The 18,950-nt window shown below is 66.0% G+C and carries 16 protein-coding genes and 2 tRNA genes; 9 read left to right on the top strand and 9 right to left on the bottom strand.

Annotated elements, in window-relative coordinates; translation table 11 throughout:
• The first annotated feature begins 22 nt into the window (after positions 1-22).
• Positions 23-107, top strand: a tRNA-Leu gene (locus V5G24_RS12600).
• A 235-nt stretch (positions 108-342) separates the two neighbouring features.
• On the opposite strand, the gene V5G24_RS12595 is transcribed toward V5G24_RS12600, so the two are convergent.
• Together V5G24_RS12595 and V5G24_RS12590 are read right to left on the bottom strand one after the other, a co-directional pair.
• Complete coding sequence (locus tag V5G24_RS12595; RefSeq protein WP_394082205.1) at positions 343-1,650, bottom strand: polysaccharide deacetylase family protein; 1,308 nt, start codon at positions 1,648-1,650, stop codon at positions 343-345.
• Positions 1,651-1,747: 97 nt separating this feature from the next.
• Positions 1,748-2,542: a polysaccharide deacetylase family protein gene (locus tag V5G24_RS12590; RefSeq protein WP_394082207.1), complete on the bottom strand. Its 795-nt coding sequence runs from the start codon at positions 2,540-2,542 to the stop codon at positions 1,748-1,750.
• A gap of 188 nt (positions 2,543-2,730) precedes the next feature.
• Here V5G24_RS12590 and mgtE point away from each other — a divergent pair, with 188 nt between their 5' ends.
• From mgtE to V5G24_RS12570, 4 genes are all read left to right on the top strand, one after another.
• On the top strand, positions 2,731-4,140 hold the full coding sequence (gene mgtE, locus V5G24_RS12585) for a magnesium transporter (protein WP_394082209.1): 1,410 nt from the start codon (positions 2,731-2,733) through the stop codon (positions 4,138-4,140).
• 91 nt (positions 4,141-4,231) lie between these two features.
• Positions 4,232-6,442, top strand: coding sequence for an EAL domain-containing protein (locus V5G24_RS12580; RefSeq protein ID WP_509292235.1), 2,211 nt, complete (start codon positions 4,232-4,234; stop codon positions 6,440-6,442).
• Between the two features lie 185 nt (positions 6,443-6,627).
• Positions 6,628-7,800, top strand: coding sequence for an isovaleryl-CoA dehydrogenase (locus V5G24_RS12575; RefSeq protein WP_394082213.1), 1,173 nt, complete (start codon positions 6,628-6,630; stop codon positions 7,798-7,800).
• 126 nt (positions 7,801-7,926) lie between these two features.
• A complete protein-coding gene (locus tag V5G24_RS12570; protein ID WP_394082215.1) occupies positions 7,927-8,727 on the top strand; it encodes a YdcF family protein in 801 nt (266 codons plus the stop codon).
• Between the two features lie 184 nt (positions 8,728-8,911).
• Here the strand turns inward: V5G24_RS12570 and V5G24_RS12565 are convergent, their stop codons facing one another.
• Complete coding sequence (locus tag V5G24_RS12565) at positions 8,912-9,214, bottom strand: DUF3253 domain-containing protein (protein WP_394082217.1); 303 nt, start codon at positions 9,212-9,214, stop codon at positions 8,912-8,914.
• 225 nt (positions 9,215-9,439) lie between these two features.
• Between V5G24_RS12565 and V5G24_RS12560 the strand changes: the two genes are divergently transcribed.
• The 3 genes from V5G24_RS12560 to V5G24_RS12550 all read left to right on the top strand — a co-directional run bounded on the left by V5G24_RS12560 (position 9,440) and on the right by V5G24_RS12550 (position 10,854).
• Positions 9,440-9,568 (top strand): hypothetical protein, encoded by a 129-nt coding sequence (locus V5G24_RS12560; protein WP_348845105.1) that lies wholly within the window; start codon positions 9,440-9,442, stop codon positions 9,566-9,568.
• 45 nt (positions 9,569-9,613) lie between these two features.
• The gene (locus V5G24_RS12555) at positions 9,614-10,303 is read left to right on the top strand and encodes a glutathione S-transferase (RefSeq protein WP_394082219.1); all 690 of its coding nucleotides are present in this window, start codon (positions 9,614-9,616) and stop codon (positions 10,301-10,303) included.
• A gap of 101 nt (positions 10,304-10,404) precedes the next feature.
• Positions 10,405-10,854, top strand: coding sequence for a DUF1489 family protein (locus V5G24_RS12550; protein ID WP_394083060.1), 450 nt, complete (start codon positions 10,405-10,407; stop codon positions 10,852-10,854).
• A gap of 210 nt (positions 10,855-11,064) precedes the next feature.
• On the opposite strand, the gene sseA is transcribed toward V5G24_RS12550, so the two are convergent.
• From sseA to V5G24_RS12530, 4 genes are all read right to left on the bottom strand, one after another.
• Positions 11,065-11,910 (bottom strand): 3-mercaptopyruvate sulfurtransferase, encoded by an 846-nt coding sequence (gene sseA, locus V5G24_RS12545; protein ID WP_394082221.1) that lies wholly within the window; start codon positions 11,908-11,910, stop codon positions 11,065-11,067.
• A 36-nt stretch (positions 11,911-11,946) separates the two neighbouring features.
• Positions 11,947-12,978 (bottom strand): cysteine synthase A, encoded by a 1,032-nt coding sequence (locus V5G24_RS12540; protein ID WP_394082223.1) that lies wholly within the window; start codon positions 12,976-12,978, stop codon positions 11,947-11,949.
• A 78-nt stretch (positions 12,979-13,056) separates the two neighbouring features.
• Positions 13,057-14,133 (bottom strand): acyltransferase family protein, encoded by a 1,077-nt coding sequence (locus V5G24_RS12535; protein ID WP_394082225.1) that lies wholly within the window; start codon positions 14,131-14,133, stop codon positions 13,057-13,059.
• A 138-nt stretch (positions 14,134-14,271) separates the two neighbouring features.
• Positions 14,272-15,717: a cryptochrome/photolyase family protein gene (locus V5G24_RS12530; protein WP_394082227.1), complete on the bottom strand. Its 1,446-nt coding sequence runs from the start codon at positions 15,715-15,717 to the stop codon at positions 14,272-14,274.
• A 166-nt stretch (positions 15,718-15,883) separates the two neighbouring features.
• On the opposite strand from V5G24_RS12530, the gene V5G24_RS12525 reads away from it, so the two are divergent.
• On the top strand, positions 15,884-16,774 hold the full coding sequence (locus tag V5G24_RS12525; protein ID WP_394083062.1) for a glutaminase: 891 nt from the start codon (positions 15,884-15,886) through the stop codon (positions 16,772-16,774).
• A 70-nt stretch (positions 16,775-16,844) separates the two neighbouring features.
• On the opposite strand, the gene V5G24_RS12520 is transcribed toward V5G24_RS12525, so the two are convergent.
• Both V5G24_RS12520 and V5G24_RS12515 read right to left on the bottom strand, forming a co-directional pair.
• Positions 16,845-16,919: transfer RNA gene (locus V5G24_RS12520), tRNA-Asn, on the bottom strand.
• Between the two features lie 131 nt (positions 16,920-17,050).
• Positions 17,051-18,916 carry an ABC transporter ATP-binding protein gene (locus V5G24_RS12515; RefSeq protein WP_394082229.1) on the bottom strand — a complete coding sequence of 622 codons (1,866 nt, stop codon included), beginning with the start codon at positions 18,914-18,916 and terminating at the stop codon, positions 17,051-17,053.
• Between the last annotated feature and the right edge of the window lie 34 nt (positions 18,917-18,950).

Below are 18,950 nucleotides of genomic sequence, written 5' to 3'. Positions count from 1 at the left end.
GGGCGCCGAGCCATCTCTGACTGCGGTCGTGGCGGAATTGGTAGACGCGCTAGCTTGAGGTGCTAGTGGGGAGACCCGTGGAGGTTCGAGTCCTCTCGTCCGCACCAGAAGATGGGGCCGCAAAGGCCGACGCAAAACGGCGCCTTCGGGCGCCGTTGTCGTTTGCGGACCGGCGTCGCGCGTCCGTTGCAAGATCGTTCGTGCAAGATCGTTCGCGCCAGATCGTTTGGCCAGGATCGTTCGCCGACGATCCCGCCGCGCCAGCCGCCTCGGATGCCCAATAAAAAGCCGCCCGGCCGAGTCGGCGGGCGGCTTCTCAATCTTGGGAAAAGGCCGCGCCGCTCACTGGGTGGACTGAAGGTTCTTCGGCAGGATATCCGTCAGAATGCGCGGCCAGGACAAGCTGAAGGGCTGTTCAGCGGCCGGGGGATTTGCCTGCGTCGGCGCTGCGGTGACGGCGGCGGGCGCCGGTGCGGGCAGGGGCACGCGGCTTGAAGGCGTGCTGCCGGCCGCGCTCGCGGTACTGGTCGCGCGAACGGGTGCGGTGGTCGGCCTAGCCTGGGCTGCCGCAGGCGCGCCGAAGGTTGCTTGCGCGGCGGGATGGGAGGTCGCTGACTGAGCCGCAACCGGCTTGGCGGAAGCGGGTTTCGCCGCCGTGCCGGGCGCGGAGACCGCCGCCGGAAGCGCCGCGACGGCGTCGGGACCCTCGCCATAAATCATGTGAACCACCTTGAAGCCGCGTGTCTTCAACTCGTGCAGCAGGGTCGGGAGCATCACGGCGGTGGACGGCTGGATGTCGTGCAGCAGCAGAATGCCGGACCCGCGCGCCTCCAGACGGTCGAGTGCACGCTTGAGGACTTCATCGGGCTTCAGATGCATCCAGTCGTCGGCCACCAGATCGACGCTGAACACGGCGATGCCGTGCTCCTGGGTATAGGCCTCATAGAATTTGGTGCGGCCGAGGCCGGGGAAGCGGAAGAACGGAACCGTGTGGGCGCCGATCGGGGCAAGCCCCGCATTGACCGAGGCAAAGCCCTGCTCGATCTCGCCGATTCCCGCCGGATGCGTCAGCTTGGGAAAGATCAGCGGGTGCGTTTGGCTGTGCGAGCCGATGGTGTGGCCGGCTTCATAGACTTCCTGAAGCACGGTCGGATAGGTGGAGGCCATGCGTCCGACACTGAAGAACGTGGCCTTCACGCAATTGGCGGCCAGTGCGTCGAGCACGCGATGGGTCATCGGGGGCAGGGGGCCGTCGTCGAAAGTGAGAATCACTTCGCCTTTCTGCAACGGCACGGTCTGCTTGTACTGAAGGCGCCCGAAGAAGGGCGTCTGCTTTGGGTCGATCTTCACGATGCGCGACGTGCCGAGCGCATCGGGATTGCCGGGGCAGGCCGCGCCGGGTGGCACGGCGGCCGAGGTGGTGTAGGAGGCCGGATGCGGCGCAGGCGGCAGGAGCACGGGCGCCACCGCCTGAACCGGCGCGACCTTGGGCGCGGCAATCGCTGCGGGCTGGCTCGGAACAATCGCTGCGGCGCCGGGCGGCACCGAGGATGCGGTCGTTGGGGCGGAGCCGGCGAAAGGCGGGTCGCCAGCCGCCTGGGCGGCGCCCGCCAAGGCAACGAGGGCTCCCGCAAGGATAATCGACCGCATTCCTGTAACTCTCGTGACGTCCCACCGGGACGGATCCCAAGGATCGAAGCCCTGACACATCACCAGATTCGAACCGTCCCCAAAAATAGGGTTAATCTCAACGGCCGGATGACCGGGTCGACGCGGGAACGATGTGAACGACGTGATATCCACGCTCCGCTAAAGCCTGCAAGAACGCCGGAATCATGGCTGCAGTATAGGTTTTCGTGTCATGAAATAGAATGATACCGCCTCCGGCCGCGTCGAGACGGCTGAGGACCAGGGCAAGTTCTTGCTCGGGCGTCATTTTATTCCAGTCGCTGGCCCAAAGATCCGCCCCGAAGACAGAAATGCCACGCTGTTCAAGATAAGCGAGCAGTTCCGGCGTGGAGGCAAAACCGGGAAAGCGGAAGAACGGCACGCGCGGCATGGCGCCAGTTCCGGCACTGCCATAGGCCGCGGCATCGTCGGCGGCGATGCCGCGCTCGATCTCCGCCACGGCGGCGGCGTAGGGCAGATGGGCGAGCGTCGCATCCGGATGGGTCATGGAATGATGGGCGATGGTATGTCCCTCCGCCAGGGCCCGGCGCACCAGTTCCGGCCGGGCGCGGGCATTCTCCCCGATCAGGAAGAAGGTCACCCGCACGCACTGCGCCTTGAGCGCGTCCAGCACCGCCGCCGTGGTCTTGGGCCAGGGGCCGTCGTCGAAGGTGAGCACCACTTCCTTGGGCTTAAGGGCCAGCGTCTGAGGGAAGGATTTCGTCCCGACGCGCACCCCCGCCGGCACCTCCATCACGCGCGCTGTGCCGAGGGCCGAGGGGCGGCCTGGGCACCCTTGTGCCAGCGCGGTAAGCGGCACCAGCAGGGCGGCCAAGGCCCCCATGGTCAAGGCCAAGGTGATGCGGATCTTCATGAATCGGATTTTCCGGCTGGAGCGTTTGCGTTCCTGCCCTCGTATGCCTAGAAGCGCGTGAGCGGACTCCCGGCGGCACGCCGTGGTTTCCTGGCTCTCAGCGACAGCAAGCGAAGAACGGTGCGTTCAGGTTGGCAGCAACCTAGTCCGAACCTGTGCCGGTTTCCATCCATGATGCGGGGTAAACGATGCGCGAGGAAAGTTCCGCCGCCGCAGACGAGCATCCCCCCCTGTCGCCCCGCAATGCGGACGGCGCGATCGACGATGCCTTTCTGGCGCAGGTCCAGCACGCGGTCGCGGCATCGAACGGCGAGCATCTACGCCGGCTTATTCGCGGGCTGCACGAAGCCGACCTGGGCGACATCATCGAGGCCCTCGATTCGGAGCAGCGGCCCCGGCTGATCGAACTGGCGGGCGGCGAATTCGATTTCACCGCCTTGACCGAACTCGACGAAACGGTGCGCGTCCAGATCCTCCAGGCGTTGCGGCCCTGGACCGTGGCGGAGGGCATCCGCGACCTCGATTCGGACGATGCGGTCTACATCCTGGAAGACCTGGATGAGGACGAGAAAGCCGCCATCCTCCAGCACATTCCCGCGCCCGAGCGGGTCGCGCTCCAGCGTTCGCTCGATTATCCCGAGGAAAGCGCCGGCCGGCGCATGCAGACGGAATTCATCGCGGTTCCTCCGTTCTGGACCGTCGGCCGCACCATCGACCATATGCGCGAGACCGATGACCTGCCGGAGACCTTCTATGAGGTGTTCGTCGTCGATCCCGCCTATCGGCTCATCGGGTCGGTGCCGCTCGACCGCCTGCTGCGGACCAAGCGCGCGGTGCTGCTGACGGCGGTGAAGAGCGACCAGCGCCACATCGTGAAGGCGTCTGAGGACCAGGAAGAGGTGGCTCGCATGTTCGAGCACTATAATCTGGTTTCCGCCCCGGTGGTGGACGATGCCGGTCGTCTCGTGGGGGTCATGACCATCGACGACGTGGTCGACGTGATCCAGGAGGAGGCGGACGAGGATCTGCGCGCGATGGCGGGCGTGGGCAGCGATGAGGAACTCTCCGACACCGTCGCTTATACCGCCCGCGGTCGCCTGCCCTGGCTTGTGGTGAATCTTGGGACTGCATTCCTCGCCGCTTTCATCATCGGCCTGTTCTCCGCCACCATTGAGAAGATGGTGGCGCTGGCAGTGCTGATGCCGATCGTCGCCTCCATGGGTGGGAATGCGGCGAACCAAACCATGACCGTCGCGGTCCGTGCCCTCGCCACCAAGGACATCAGCTCCCACAACGCGCGTCGCGTCGTGCTCCGAGAAGTTTTGGTTGGTTTGGTAAATGGATCGATCCTGGCGGTCCTTCTCGGTGTCATCGCCGCCGCTTGGTTCTGGAATTTGCAACTTGGCGGAGTGATCGCGAGCGCGCTCGTGGTCAACATGCTGGCGGCAGGACTGTTCGGAATCCTGGTTCCGCTGGGGATCCACAAGCTTAAACTCGACCCGGCTGTTGCCTCGGGTGTATTCGTCACGATGGTAACAGACAGCGTCGGATTTTTCGCGTTTCTCGGCCTGGCCTCTCTGTGGTTTGGGGGTACCTAAGAGGAGGAGCACCTTTCGGGGCGCTTGCGCCGGCTGCGCGGGCGTACGAGAAAGGTCGGCGGCGACATTGGGTCGATCGCGCGGCCTTTTCGTGGCCCTCGGTCGGGAGGCTAATATTCCTAGACGGGCGGGCGCTGCAGCGCGCAGCTTCTCGGTGGCGACCATCGCTGCGGTGCTGGTCGTCGTAACGTGCCTTTGCGCGGTCCTGGCGTTTGCGACCGCCAGCAATGATGCCCGCTCCAACGCATTTGAGCGGCAGGCCGTCCGTGCGGCGCTGAGCGATCATGCCGCCCTCATGAAGCGTACGGTAAGCCTGATCGAGCCTGACGAGGAAGTCAGCGCGCGGGTAAAGCAGAATGATCGCGCCTGGCTGCACCAGAACCTGGGACGCTCGCTGAATAATCACTTCGGCTATGAGCGGACCTTCCTGCTCGACCGGCAAAACCACGTCCTTTACGCTTATTCGCTGGACCAGGAAGTGGACCAGCATCAGTTCGATGCCCTGCGCCCCGCCGTCCAGCGGATGATACGCGACCCGCAAAACCGCGACGCGAAAGCAGCGGGCGAACCTCTTTCCGGATTTGTCGCGACCGGCGACTTCGCCGGCCTTGCGGTGGTGCGTTCCATTAAAAGCACCGAAACGATCGGCGGCGGGCCGGACGTGCTGCAATCGGTGACGGTAGATCTGCTGGATGACGCGTTTCTCGGCGAATTGGCGCGCAGGGTCAAATTGGCGGGCTTCCGCGTCTATCGGGGAGCGGTGCCGAACGACCGGGAAAATTTCATCACGCTGACCAATTTCGCCGACGGCAATGCGATTGTGCTGGCCTGGATGCCGGAGCGTCCCGGAGTGACGGCGCTCCAGCGCATCGCTCCGCTGGTCGCGGGGCTCTCGCTGACGCTGCTTGCCATTTGCGTGATGCTGCTGGTGCAGTCCCGCCGCACCCGCGCTGCCCTGGTGGCCAGCGAGGCGGAGGCCAAATCACTGGCGATGGAGGATTATCTGACGGGGCTGGCCAATCGCGGCGGCTTCGTTGGTCGGCTTCAGGCGCGCGTCGCCGCCCTCACTCGCAACGAGATCCTGGCCATGGCCTATCTGGATCTCGACGGGTTCAAGGATATCAACGACACGCTCGGCCACGGTGTTGGCGATGAACTTTTGTGCCTGATGGCCTCGCGGGTCCGCCAGACTTTGGGCGACCGAGGCCTTGCCGCGCGGTTCGGCGGCGATGAGTTCGTGCTTTATCTGATCTGCGCCGAACGGGCCGAGGTGGAGCCTTTCCTCGACACATTGCTGAGCGTGATGCAGCAGCCGGTGCGCCTGGAGGGCCATGAGCTTCAGATCGGCGCGTCCATTGGGGTTGCTTTCGCGCCCGAGCACACGGACGATCCGGGCGAGCTGATGCGCCTCGCCGACATTGCATTGTATCGCGCGAAGGCCGACGGGCGCGGGCTGGTGCGGTTCTTCGCGCCGGAACTGGAACAGGACATTCGCAACCGCCGCACGGTGGAACTTGAATTGGCGGAAGCCATTGATCACGGGCAGATGGCGCTGGTTTTCCAGCCGCAGGTGGATGTGGAGAGCGAGCGCATCGTCGGCTTCGAGGCGCTGGTGCGCTGGGATCATCCCGAGCGTGGGCGCCTCCCCCCGGAGACCTTCGTCCCGGTCGCCGAGCGCAGCCGCCTGATCTGCCGACTCGACAATTGGGTGATGCGGCGGGCCTGCGAGCTGGGGCGGCGGCTCGACGATGTGACCGTCTCGGTCAATATGTCGCCCATCAGCCTGCGCCAGCCCAATATCGCCGACCTCATCCTGGAGAGCCTCGCCGAGACCGGCTTCGAACCTTCGCGGCTGGAGATCGAAATTACCGAGAGCGCCATCATTCAGGCCGATGTGGAAGTGAACGCCGCGCTCCTGCGCCTGCGCGAGAGCGGGGTGCGCATCGCGCTCGACGATTTCGGCACCGGGCATGCCTCACTGGTGCATATCCGTCGTTTCCCGGTGACCAAGATCAAGATCGACCGCTCGTTCATCTCCAATCTCGGTACGGAGCGCGATGCCGCAGCGATCGTGGAATATGTGGTGCGGCTCGGCCGTTCGCTGGGCATCGTATTGACCGCCGAGGGGGTCGAGACGCGCGAGCAATTGCGCTTCCTGAGGGCGTTCGGGGCCCAGCAGGCACAGGGCTTCCTGTTTTCCGGCCCGGTCTCCATCGACGCGGCCCAGGCCATGCTCGCGGATCAGAATGCGCCGGGCGGGCGCCCCCGGCCGCCGGGCATGCGCCGCAATGTGGATGCCTGAGCGCCGCTCATATTCCTGTTGAATAAACGGCCATCCGTTTTATTCTGCCCCATCCGCTTCCGGGCGTCGCTGTGTGCCGGCGGGGAGCGGGGACACCATTGCCATTGGTTCAGCGCGCGTTCCTCAAGAAGACCACGGCGGCCGGGCCGCGCAGAATGGGCTTCGACGCGGCCGGGAGGAAGATCATGTTGCCCAACGCCCATCGCGGTTTCGATTTCGATCTCGGCGAGACCGCCGACATGCTGCGCGACACCGTGCGCGCCTTCTCCCAGGACAAGATCGCCCCGCGCGCCGAGGAGATCGACCGCACGAACCAGTTTCCCCGCGACCTGTGGCCTCAGCTCGGCGCCCTCGGCCTGCATGGCATTACCGTGGAGGAGGAATATGGCGGCTCCGGGCTCGGCTATCTGGAGCATGTGATCGCCGTGGAGGAGATCAGCCGCGCCTCGGCTTCGGTGGGGCTCTCCTATGGCGCGCATTCGAACCTCTGCATAAATCAGATCCGCCGCAACGGCAGCGAGGCGCAGAAGCGGCGGTATCTGCCCAAGCTCATCTCGGGCGAGCATGTGGGCGCGCTGGCCATGTCGGAGCCGGGCGCCGGTTCCGACGTGGTGTCCATGCGCACTCGGGCGGAGAAAAAGGGCGACCGCTACATCCTCAACGGCAATAAGATGTGGATCACCAACGGTCCCATCGCCGAGACGCTGGTGGTCTATGCCAAGACCGACCCGGCCGCCGGCGCGCGCGGCATGACCGCCTTCCTGATCGAGAAGGGGTTCAAGGGCTTCTCCACTGCGCAGAAGCTGGACAAGCTCGGCATGCGCGGGTCCGACACCTGCGAGCTGGTGTTCGAGGACTGCGAAGTGCCCGAGGAGAATGTGCTGGGAGAGGTGGGGCGCGGCGTCAACGTGCTGATGTCCGGCCTGGATTATGAACGCGCGGTGCTGGCGGCGGGGCCGGTCGGCATCATGCAGGCCTGCATGGATGTGGTGATGCCCTATGTCCACGAGCGCAAGCAGTTCGGCCAGCCCATCGGCACGTTCCAGCTGATGCAGGGCAAGCTGGCCGACATGTACGTGACGATGAATGCCGTGCGCGCTTATGTCTATGCCGTTGCAAAGGCTTGCGATCGCGGCGCCACCACGCGCGAGGATGCGGCCGGGGCGATCCTGTTCGCAGCCGAGAAGGCCACCTGGATGGCGCTTGAGGCGATCCAGACGCTGGGCGGCAACGGCTATATCAATGATTATCCCACCGGCCGCCTGCTGCGGGACGCCAAGCTCTATGAGATCGGCGCCGGGACGAGCGAGATCCGCCGGATGCTGATCGGCCGGGAATTGTTCGACAAGACCGCCTGATGGCGCTTTCGCGGGGCCATCCACGCCAAAATCGGAAACGCGCGGGCGCCGGCGGGCGGCTCGCGCGCTTCTACATCTTCGCGCTGCAATAAGACTAGGCTATTGCTTGGTTGAAGAGGAGCGCACATGGACGATTTTTACACGCTCTCGAAGATTCTCGGAATCCTGGCAGCTCCGTCCAACATCTTGGTGCTGCTGGCTGTTTTCGGCGTGATCCTGCTGCTGACGGGCCTGCGCCGGACGCCGTCGCTGATTCTCGCCTTCGCGGTGCTCGGCATGTTCCTGACCGGCTTCTCGCCGCTGGCCAATTATCTGGTCTCGCCGCTGGAGGAGCGTTTCCCGCCTTATGTTTCCGACGGAAAGCCCATCGACGGCATCATCATGCTGGGTGGCGCGGAGGTGCCGGACGTGGCGCTGGCGCGGGGCGTCACGGCGGTGAATGATGCGGCGGAGCGGATCATCGTGTTCGCGGCCCTGGCGCGGCAATATCCCGATGCCCGGCTGGTGGTGGCGGCGGGCTCAACGGCCGTGGGCGAGAGGGTGGCGCCGGAAGCGGAGGCTGAACGCAAGGCCTTGCAGGATGTGGGCGTCGATCTTTCACGGGTGGTGTTCGAGCAGCGCTCGCGCAACACCATCGAGAATGCCGCTTTCAGCAAGGCGTTGGTCGACCCGCAGCCGGGCCAAAGATGGCTGCTGGTGACCTCCGCCTTCCACATGCCCCGCGCCATTGCTTGCTTTCGCGCGGTGGATTTTCCGGTGATCGCTTATCCCGTGGACTATCGCACTGTCCGCGCGGATGTACTCGATACCCCGTTCACGCGGGTGGCGCAGGGGCAGGATCTGATGGACATCGCGACCCGCGAGTGGGTGGGCCTTGCCGCTTATTACCTCGCCGGCAAGACCAAGGTGCTGTTTCCCGCGCCCTAGGATGTACCGCTCTGGCGGCGCCCTGGCCCCATACGGGCAAAATGTTTCACGTGAAACAACGGCTTAGCGCGGACGAACAATGGTTTCGTGAGGCTTCGCCGCGCCTTGGCGGCACACCAAACCGGCATTTCGGCCGAATGTTCGCCCGGCAATTTCGGCGACCGTGCGCGGCTCGCGAAACGGCTCAATCCTCGCGCGGCAGGCCGAGCCGGTAGACGCCGCGGAACTCCTGCGGGTCCACGGGCTTTCCCTTGCGATAGATCACCAGCCGGCCTTCGAGCGCGAGCCGCACCGCGACCCGGCGCACCGCCGGAAGGGCGCGCTGCCACTGCGCGGGGCCCATCAAAGCGAGGGCGGCGTCGGCCGGGGCGATGGTCTTGCCCGCCTCCTTTGCGGCGAGGGTGAGAATGGCGTGGGCCACGTCTTCCTCGGCGGGCAGGGCGGTGTCTGCGGTCTCGGCCGCGTGCGGGTTCTGCGCATTGGTCATGGCCTGCTGTCGCATCGCCGCCAGCGCCGCGCAAGCCCGGGCTGGTAGGAACGGGCAGCGAAGGGCAGCCATGCGCATATGTCAGGTGCGGCGCAGCAAGAGGGCCTTGCACATTCGTTAGGAATTTCTTAGGTATTGTGACGAATGCGTGGCCGAAATGCGCCCCATCCGAAATCCTGTGTCAGGACACCTTTCTTTCCCCCCTTCAAGCCATAGACAGTCATCATGACCGTAAAGACCGAACGATCCTGCTGGTGCATCGCACGCACCGCTTTGGGCGTTGTTGTTGCGACCATCGCCGTGGTCTATCTCTTCGGCGGGTTCGATCCCGTCATCGTCGCTTCGATCCGCTGACGGCACGCGGCCCAGTCCCGTAGGGTCCTGGGGAAAACGACCGCCATGCCGCTGAAGCTGATCATTGGAAACAAGAATTATTCCTCCTGGTCGATGCGCCCATGGCTCGCGTTGCGCGCCGCCGGCATCGCCTTCGAGGAGCAGCGCATCGCCATTGGAACGGATGCGTTCAAGGCCGCGCTGGCGCCCCTCGGCACCGCCGGCCGGGTTCCGGTTCTGGTGGATGGCGAGATTCCGGTGTGGGATTCCCTCGCCATCATCGAGCATGTGGCCGAAACTCATCCGAGCCGCCCGCTCTGGCCGGCGCGTCCCGCCGCGCGGGCGTTTGCCCGGTCCGTCAGCGCCGAGATGCACGCCTCCTTCCATCATCTGCGCCGCCATCTGCCCATGAATCTGTGGCGTCCGGTGGAGCCGCGCGACCTGCCCGAAGGCGTGGAGCGCGACGTCGCCCGCGTCACCGCCATCTTCCGCGAGGCGCGCCAGCGCTTTGGTGGCGGCGGGGATTTCCTGTTCGGCGCGTTCTGTGCGGCGGATGCGATGTTCGCCCCCGTGGCGACGCGCCTGCGCACCTATGCGGTGCCGCTCGACGAGGTGAGCGCAGCCTATGTGGCGGCGGTCCATGCCCAGCCCGATTTCGTGGCCTGGAAGGCCGAGGCGCTGCGCGAAAGCGAGGTGCTGGCCGAAGACGAGGTGGATTGGCCGCAGGTGAAGCGGGAACCGGCCGCCACCGCATGAGCGCGAAAACCCCCGCCAAATCCGCAGCTGCCAAATCTCCCGCTGCCAAATCCCCGGCGGCGAAGGCCAAGCCGTCGCCGGCCGCCCCGTCCGGGTCCGTCATGGTGGCGGGCCGGCCGCTGCATCTTCTCAAGCTGTGCGTCGGTGCCGAATCGATCGAAGACCTCACCGACTGGATCGCCGAGCGTCTCGCCGACAAGGCGGCGCGCGGCCTGCCTGTGGAACATGGGCATATCACCCGCATGGTGCCCACCCGCACCGAGGAATTGCTCGGCGGCGGTTCGCTCTATTGGGTGATCAAGGGCGAGATCTTATGCCGGCAACGGCTGGTCGACATTCGCCCGTTCGTCGATGGCGAGGGTATCCGCCGCTGCACTTTGGTGCTGGACCCGCAGGTGGTGCGCGTGGCGCCGCGTCCGCACCGCCCGTTCCAGGGCTGGCGCTATCTCAAGGACGCGGATGTGGCCGCCGATCTCGACGCGGCGGGCAAGGGCGCGGCCGGCCTGCCGGCGGAGATGGAACGCGAATTGCGGTCGCTCGGGCTGCTATAAGCGCGGCCGCGTCGCCGCCGCGCGCTTTTTTCCTCGATCTTTCCCCCTCCCTAACCCTCCCCCGCAGGCGGGAGAGGGGATAAGGCGGTGTCGCGGGAAAATCCCTTGTCGCGAAGAGCGATGCGCTCCCTCTCCCGCTTGCGGGGGAGGGCTGGGGAGGGGGCTTTCCAAGCGAGGCTGGGGAGGGGCCTTCCAAGCGAGGGCCGGGGTTTATTCCGCGCCGGTCGCCACCGGCTTTCCGGCGGAGGCCCATTCGGCCCAGGAGCCGTCATAGAGCGCATGCGGGCGCTTGCCGATGCTGTCCAGCGCCAGCCACAGGATGGCGGCCGAGACGCCGGAGCCGCACGAGGTGATCACGGGGCGGGACAGATCCACGCCCGCGCTTTCCAGGGCCGCGCGCAAGGCTTCGGGCTCGGCGAGGTGACCGTCCTTGATGATTTCGCCGAACGGCAGGTTCAGGCTGCCGGGAATATGGCCGGAGGCGATGCCGGCGCGCGGCTCCGGCGCCTCGCCCCGGAACCGGGCGGCGGGGCGCGCATCCAGCACCTGGCTGGTGCCGGCGGTCAGGGCGCGCTCCACCTGGGCGATGTCGGCGATGATGGAGCGATCCAGCCGCGCCATGAAGGTCGCCGGCTGGCGGGCGGAGGGCCCGCTTTCGGTCTCGCGGCCCTCGGCCAGCCATTGCGGCAGGCCGCCATCCAGAATCATCACCTCTGCCACCCCGAAGGCGCGGAAGGTCCACCACACCCGCGCCGCCGAGAACAGGCCGAGCTGGTCATAGACCACGATCCGCAGCCCGTCGCCGATGCCGAGCTTGCCCACCGCCGCGGAGAAGGCGAGCGCATCCGGCAGCATGTGGGGCAGGTCGCTCGACTGGTCGGAAATCGCGTCGATGTCGAAGAACACGGCGCCGGGAATGTGATGCTCCAGGAACTCCGCCTTGCCGTTGCGTCCGGTCGGCGGCAAGTGCCAGGAGCCATCGACGATCATCAGGTCGGGGGCGCCGAGATTATCCGCGAGCCATTGCGTGGAAACGAGGTAAGGCGAGGAGGTCATGAACAGGATTCCGCGTTGGAGGAGGGGCGGCGAGGGTCACACGAGAACGTTCGGCACCTCGCTCTTGCGTTCCAGCCAGCCCGGCACGGGCAGATCCTTGGAGCGCAGGAATTCGGGATTGAACAGCTTCGACTGATAGCGCGTGCCGTAGTCGCAGAGAATGGTGACGATGGTATGCCCCGGCCCGAGATCCTTCGCGAGGCGGATCGCGCCGGCGATATTGATGCCCGACGAGCCGCCGAGGCACAGGCCCTCATGCTCCAGCAGGTCGAACACGATCTGCACCGCCTCGGCGTCCGGGATCTGGTAGGCGAAGTCCACCGGGGCATCCACGAGGTTCGCGGTGATGCGCCCCTGGCCGATGCCCTCGGTGATGGAGGAGCCCTCCGCGTGCAGCACGCCGGTGGTGTAATAGGAATAAAGCGCCGCGCCGAACGGGTCGGCGAGGGCGATCTTGATGTTGGGATTGCGCGCCTTCAGCGCGATTCCGACGCCGGCCAGCGTGCCCCCTGTACCGACGGCGGAAACGAAGCCATCCACCTTGCCGTCGGTCTGGTCGTAGATTTCCGGGCCGGTGGTGTCGATATGGGCTTGGCGATTGGCCACATTGTCGAACTGGTTGGCCCAGATGGCGCCGTTCGGCTCGGTCTTGGCGAGCGCCTCGGCGAGGCGGCCGGAGACTTTTACGTAATTGTTCGGGTTGGAATAGGCCACCGCCGGCACTTCCACGAGCGTGGCGCCGGCGAGGCGCAGCATGTCCTTCTTTTCCTGGGACTGGGTCTCGGGAATGACGATCACGGTCTTGAAGCCGAAGGGCGCGGCCACCAGCGCGAGGCCGATGCCGGTATTGCCCGCCGTGCCTTCCACGATCACGCCGCCGGGCTGGAGCGTGCCCTTCGCGATCGCATCCTGGATGATGCCGAGCGCCGCGCGGTCCTTCACGGATTGCCCCGGATTGAGGAATTCCGCCTTGCCCAGAATGGTGCACCCGGTCTCCTCGGACGCCTTCTTCAGGCGGATGAGCGGGGTGTGGCCGATGGATTCAACAAGGCCGTTACGTATATTCATGGAATAACCGTGCTCCAGATGGCGAGGCGAAGGTTACCGAACGCGCTCACCACCGGCAACCGGCGCGGCTTGCGGCTGTCATCGCGGCACCGGGGCGGGGCGCGGGCTCCGGCGCAGGAGCGCGCTGCGCAGGAACCCGTTCATAGGCAGCTCGATGCAGCGATAGGTCAAATAGCCGAGCGCCAGCGCCGTGCTGGTGACCAACAGGAAATAGAACCCGAGATAGTGCCCGCCCAACAGCTTGCGCCACAGCGGATCGACGAACAGAAATATGAAGCTGTGGCTGAGATAGAGGCTGTAGGAGGCATTTCCCAGCACCACCATAATCCCCACCGCCGGCCGCGCGGGATTGGCATCCACGCACAGCACGCATAGCCCCACGGTAAGCATCGCCACCAGCGTATGCGCCGCTGGCACCGCCAAGGGAAAGGCCGTGACCGCGACAATCAGCGCCAGGCAGGCGGGAATGGCATGGCGAAACGCCAGCACGCCGCGCCCGTCGCGCATCAGGTGCAGTTTCACCAGGGCGAGCGCGATGCCGATGACGAATTCCAGCAGGATCGGATGGGTCCAGGCGCGCATGACGTCCTGCTGCCAGTCCAGCGTGCCCGCCACCGTCAGGCCGAGCAGCGCGGCGACCAGCACGAGCAGGCCCAAGGTGCGCCGCAGGAACAGGCTGGCGGCGAAGGCGAGATAGAAGAACATCTCATAGTTCAGCGTCCAGCCCTGGGACAGGATCGGCCGGTGTTGCGCGTAGAGATTGAAGTAAGGGATGAAGAAATAGCTCTTCACCACTTCAGGTACAGAGAGGAGCGCGGCGCCGGAGGGGTCGCCGAGGCGCGCGAGCAGCAGGAAGACGAGGATTTGCAGCGTCGTCAGCAGCCAATAGAGCGGCACCACCCGCACGATGCGCGCCGCCAGGAACCGGCCCGGCGCGCCCGGCTGCGCGAAGGCATCATGGGCGATATAGACCATGATGAAGCCGCTGATGACGAAGAAGATGCGCACCCCGAGATCGCCCGAAATCCCGAAGATGAGCACCTCCGCCCCATAGCGCTCGCGAAAGCCGGAAAGGCTGTGCTCGACCTGGGACAGCATGACCAAAGCCGCCGCGAGAAAGCGCAGGATCTGCAAGGAATAGAGGGTTTCCCGCATCGCTTGATCCTCGCCGAAACATTCCCGCCGGCGCGGCCGGGGCGCGGCCGTCTCGGTTCTGAGTCGCCAGCGCGTCCGGTGTAGCGGGAAGCCTGCGGCCGCGCCATAGCTTGGCCCTGCGGCGCGGCGCCGGGGCGCTCATCGCGCCTTGATCTGCTGGAACGCCTCCAGCGCCCGTGCGCGCGCCAGCGCATGGTCCATGATCGGGCGGGGATAATCGCCGCCGAGCCGCACGCCGGCGCGCGACAAAGCGGTGGCATCGCCGGTCCAGGGCTTGTGAATCAGCGCCGGCGGCAGGCGCGCCAGTTCGGGCACGTAGGCGCGCACATAGGCCCCGTCGGGATCGAATTTCTCGCCCTGCAACACCGGATTGAAGATGCGGAAATAAGGCGCGGCATCGACGCCGCTGCCGGCGACCCATTGCCAATTGCCGGGATTGCTCGCGGCGTCCGCATCCACCAGCGTGTCCCAGAACCAGCGCTCGCCCGCGCGCCAGTCCACCAGCAAATGCTTGGCGAGGAACGAAGCTACCACCATGCGCGTGCGGTTGTGCATCCATCCCGTCTGCCAGAGCTGCCGCATGGCGGCATCCACGATGGGATAGCCGGTGCGGCCGCTCTGCCATGCCGCGCATTCCTCGGGCGCGTCCCGCCAGGGAAAGGCGTCGAAGGCAGGGTTCAGGTTGCGCGTCGCGAGGTCCGGCGCCGCGTTGAGGATGTGATGGTTGAACTCGCGCCAATAGAGTTCGGCCAGGAATTTCTCGCCGTCGCGCGGGGCGAGCCCCTCCGCCTCCACCGCATGCTGCGCGACATGGGCCACCTGCCGGGGAGAAATCTCGCCCCAGCGCAGATGCGGCGACAGGCGCGAGACGTGTTCGCGGTCCGGCCGGTCGCGCAGATCCGCATAGCCGCGCAGGCCGGCGGACAGGAATGCGTGCAGCCGCTCCCGCGCGGCGGCTTCTCCGGCCCGCCATGTGGCGCGCAAGCCCTGCGCCCAATCGGGGCGGGAGGGTTCGAGCGCCCAGGCGGCGAGGTCCTCGCTTGCCTCTGTGTGGCGGGCGGCTTCCAGGCGCGGGGGAAGGGGCAGGGGCGGGCGCGGGGTCCAATCCTTCAGGGCGGCCCGGTGAAAGGCGGAAAAGGTGCGCGGCAAGGTGCCGGCCGCCGTGCGCACCGATCCCAATTCGTGCAGCACATGGGCGTTGAACAGGCGCACCTCGCCGCCCTCCGCCCGAAGCGCCGCCGCGACCTGCTCGTCGACCATGCGCTCGGCCGCGCCCGGCCGGCTGTTGAAGGTGAGGAGCCCGGCCCCGAGCGCCCGCGCCAGCGCCGGGACGATCTCGCCCGCCCGTCCCCGGCGCAGGATCAGGGGAATGCCGTGCGCGCCGAGGTCGCGCATCAGTGCTTTCAGAGACTGGGCCAGCCACCAGCGCGCCGCCCCGCCGAGCGGCCGCACGCCGGGCGAGGCTTCATCCAGCACATAAAGCGCCGCCACCGGCCGCCCGTCGCGCGCAGCATGGGTGAGGGCGGGATTGTCGGCGAGCCGCAGATCGTCGCGGAACCAGACCAGGGCAGGGGAAGGCGGCATGACGCACCGAACGGGAGAAAAGCGGGTGCGCAGCATAGCTGCCGCATTGCGGCCGGCTACCCTTCGCGCCTGCGAGAGTTATAGTCGACATGCGTGCAAGGGGAGGACCGGGGTGTCGGATTTCAAGCCGGATTTGAGGCAGGTGGTGGCGGACATCGCCGCCGACATGGCGCAGCGCACTGATCGGGGAGCGGTGGCGAGCTATATTCCCGAACTCGCCAAGGTGCCGCTCGACCAATTCGCCATCGCCGTGACCACGGCCGATGGCGAGATGATCTGCGCGGGGGATTTCGAGACCGCCTTTTCGATCCAGAGCATATCGAAGGTGTTCACCCTCACCCTGGCGCTGGGGCAGCTGGGCGACAACCTGTGGAACCGCGTCGGCCGCGAGCCCTCCGGCAATGCGTTCAATTCCATCGTCCAGCTGGAATATGAGAAGGGCAAGCCACGCAATCCCTTCATCAATGCCGGCGCGATCGCCGTGACCGACGTGCTGCTCTCCGGCCATCAGCCGCGCGAGGCGCTCGGCTCGATCCTGCGCTTCATCCGCTTCGTCGCCGACGACGAGGATGTGGCCATCGACGAGAATGTCGCCCGCTCGGAGAAGCAGACCGGCTTCCTCAACACCGCGCTCGCCAATTACATGCGCGCGTTCAAGGTTCTGGAGCATCCGGTGGACCACGCGCTCGGGGTCTATTTCCACCATTGCGCGATCACCATGACGGCCCGGCAATTGGCCATGGCGGGCCGCTACATCGCCTTCGGCGGCAAGATTCCCACCACCGGGCGCTCGGTCGTCACGTCCGAGCGCGCCCGCCGCATCGCGGCCCTGATGCTGACCTGCGGCCATTATGACGGCTCGGGCGATTTCGCCTTCCGCGTCGGCCTGCCGGGCAAGAGCGGGGTGGGCGGCGGCATCCTGGCGGTGGCGCCGGGCAAGGCCTCGATCGCGGTCTGGTCGCCGGGGCTCGACCGGTTCGGCAATTCGGTGCTCGGCTCGATCGCGCTGGAGCATTTGGCGAAGGCCATGCGCTGGTCGGTGTTCGGCGCGGGATGAGCGATCTCGCCGGGCGCCGCCGCTCCAGAAACGAAAAGGCCGCCCAATTGGACGGCCATTTTTCAAGAACTGGCTCCCCGGGCCGGATTCGAACCAGCGACCAACCGGTTAACAGCCGGTTGCTCTACCACTGAGCTACCGGGGATCAGGTGCTCACTTGCGAGGCCGGCGATATAGCAACCGTGTGCCGGCTTGTGAAGACATAAACCGCGATAATTGCGCGGGGCTTGTGAAAAGCCTGGGGGTATCTCCCCCAAGCCTTTGTTTTTAAAGGCGTCAGGCCGAGAGCAAAGTCGGCGCCTGGCCGGCGGTGTCCTGGAGCGCGCCGTTCTGTTCGCCTTTGTGCTCACCCTTGTGCTCGTTCTCGTGGGCGAACTGCATCTGATAGAAGCTGTAATAGCGCCCGCGCTTGGCCATCAGCTCGTCGTGCCGGCCGCTTTCCACCACATGGCCGCCGTCGACCACGCAGATCTTGTCGGCGCGCACCACGGTCTGGAGGCGGTGGGCGATGACGATGGTGGTGCGCCGGCTTTGCAGGGTCACCAGCGCCTTTTGGACTTCCGCCTCGGATTCGCTGTCGAGCGCGGCCGTGGCCTCGTCCAGCAGCAGGATGGGGGCATCCTTGAGGAAGGCGCGGGAGATGGCGATGCGCTGGCGCTGGCCGCCGGAGAGCTGGGCGCCGTGCTCGCCCACCTGGGTGTCGTAGCCGTGCTCGAAGCCCATGATGAAGTCATGGGCGTGGGCCGCCTTGGCCGCCGCGATGATCTCGTCCTCGCTGGCGTCCGGACGGCCGAAGCCGATATTCTCCTTCACCGTGCCGGAGAACAGATAGACGTCCTGGCTGACGAGAGCGGAGGCGGCGCGCACCGAGGTGCGCTTGAACTGCGTCACGTCCTGCCCGTCGATGGTGACGACGCCGGAAGTGGGCGTATAGAATCGCTCGATCAGGCTGATGATGGTGCTCTTGCCGCCGCCGGACGTGCCCACGAGGGCGGTGGTCTGGCCGGGCTCGGCCGTCAGCGAGATGCCGCGCAGCACCGGTTCGCCGGGGCGATAGGCGAATTCCACATCCTTGAAATCCACCCGGCCCGGACCGACGGGAAGCAGCGGCATGTCCGCCGGCTCCTGCTCGGCGCCGGGGGTGTCGAGGATCTCGAACAGCATGTTGGTGCCGACCATCATGCCGGCCAGTTCCACATTGAAGCGCGCGAGACGCTTCGCGGGCTCATAGGCCAGCAGCAGCGCGGTGAGCACCGAGAAGAATTCGCCGGGCGTCTTGTTCAGCACCACCACGTTGTAGCCGGCATAGAGAATCACGCCCGCGATGGCGAAGCCGCCGAGCGTCTCCATGAGCGGGCTCGACTTGGCCTGGGTCTTCATCAGATTGTTGGAGGCGCGCTCCACATCGTCCACATAGCTGTAGACCCGGCCGCGCATGATGGTTTCCAGCGTATAGGCCTTCACCGTGCGCACGCCCTGGATGAATTCCATGGCGGTGGTGTTGAGCTTGATGCCGCTGGCGAACTCGCGCTTGAAGATGTTCTTGGCCTTCTTCACCAGCTTGCGCGTGCCCATCACCGCGATCGGCATCACCACCAAGGCGACGATGGCGAGGAACGGGTCCTGGAGGATCGCGACTGTCACCAAGGCGATCAGCGAGAGCATGTCGCGGCCGATGGAGGTGATGACGAGGTTCAGCGCGTCGCGGGCCGAGTTCGCGCCGATGGAAAAACGCATGGTGATGTCGGCGGTGTGGCGCGCGGCATAATAGGTCACGTCCTGGTCGAGGAGGCGATTGAAGATCCGCTTCTGGTTGTCGGCGACGATTCGGTTGCCGACCTTGGCCATGGTGACCGACTGGGCATAGGCGGAAATGCCCTTGACCATGGAGAGCAGCATCATGGCGATCGCCACCGCCCAGACCGCTTCGGCGGTGGGGTGGACGAAGATCGAATCCACCGCGGACTTCATGAGATAGGCCATGGCGCCGGTGGAAGCGGCCATCAGCCCCATGAAGGAGAACGCTGTCGCGTATCCTTTCCAGTGACGGCGGCCGTCGGAGATGAAGAGGCGATGGATGAGCCGCATGGTCTCATCTTTTTGCATATAGGCGCCGAGGCGCTTCAGCGGCGAAATGCTCATCAAGATCTCCGGGCACCAACCGCGTGCCACGCCC

The organism is Roseixanthobacter finlandensis (genome assembly GCF_043195105.2).
Taxonomy (GTDB): Bacteria; Pseudomonadota; Alphaproteobacteria; order Rhizobiales; family Xanthobacteraceae; genus NCEH01.
This window is presented reverse-complemented; position numbering and strand designations above follow the sequence as displayed.

What these genes read in the sequence shown, in the direction of transcription:
- mgtE (WP_394082209.1), top strand. Translation starts at nt 2,731, where the DNA reads ATGCGCGAGGAAAGTTCCGCCGCCGCAGACGAGCATCCCCCCCTGTCG.
- V5G24_RS12550 (WP_394083060.1), top strand. Translation starts at nt 10,405, where the DNA reads ATGGTGGCGGGCCGGCCGCTGCATCTTCTCAAGCTGTGCGTCGGTGCC.
- sseA (WP_394082221.1), bottom strand. Translation starts at nt 11,910, where the DNA reads ATGACCTCCTCGCCTTACCTCGTTTCCACGCAATGGCTCGCGGATAAT.
- V5G24_RS12530 (WP_394082227.1), bottom strand. Translation starts at nt 15,717, where the DNA reads ATGCCGCCTTCCCCTGCCCTGGTCTGGTTCCGCGACGATCTGCGGCTC.
- V5G24_RS12570 (WP_394082215.1), top strand. Translation starts at nt 7,927, where the DNA reads ATGGACGATTTTTACACGCTCTCGAAGATTCTCGGAATCCTGGCAGCT.
- V5G24_RS12560 (WP_348845105.1), top strand. Translation starts at nt 9,440, where the DNA reads ATGACCGTAAAGACCGAACGATCCTGCTGGTGCATCGCACGCACCGCT.
- V5G24_RS12575 (WP_394082213.1), top strand. Translation starts at nt 6,628, where the DNA reads ATGTTGCCCAACGCCCATCGCGGTTTCGATTTCGATCTCGGCGAGACC.
- V5G24_RS12535 (WP_394082225.1), bottom strand. Translation starts at nt 14,133, where the DNA reads ATGCGGGAAACCCTCTATTCCTTGCAGATCCTGCGCTTTCTCGCGGCG.
- V5G24_RS12540 (WP_394082223.1), bottom strand. Translation starts at nt 12,978, where the DNA reads ATGAATATACGTAACGGCCTTGTTGAATCCATCGGCCACACCCCGCTC.
- V5G24_RS12590 (WP_394082207.1), bottom strand. Translation starts at nt 2,542, where the DNA reads ATGAAGATCCGCATCACCTTGGCCTTGACCATGGGGGCCTTGGCCGCC.
- V5G24_RS12525 (WP_394083062.1), top strand. Translation starts at nt 15,884, where the DNA reads ATGGCGCAGCGCACTGATCGGGGAGCGGTGGCGAGCTATATTCCCGAA.
- V5G24_RS12565 (WP_394082217.1), bottom strand. Translation starts at nt 9,214, where the DNA reads ATGACCAATGCGCAGAACCCGCACGCGGCCGAGACCGCAGACACCGCC.
- V5G24_RS12515 (WP_394082229.1), bottom strand. Translation starts at nt 18,916, where the DNA reads ATGAGCATTTCGCCGCTGAAGCGCCTCGGCGCCTATATGCAAAAAGAT.
- V5G24_RS12595 (WP_394082205.1), bottom strand. Translation starts at nt 1,650, where the DNA reads ATGCGGTCGATTATCCTTGCGGGAGCCCTCGTTGCCTTGGCGGGCGCC.
- V5G24_RS12555 (WP_394082219.1), top strand. Translation starts at nt 9,614, where the DNA reads ATGCCGCTGAAGCTGATCATTGGAAACAAGAATTATTCCTCCTGGTCG.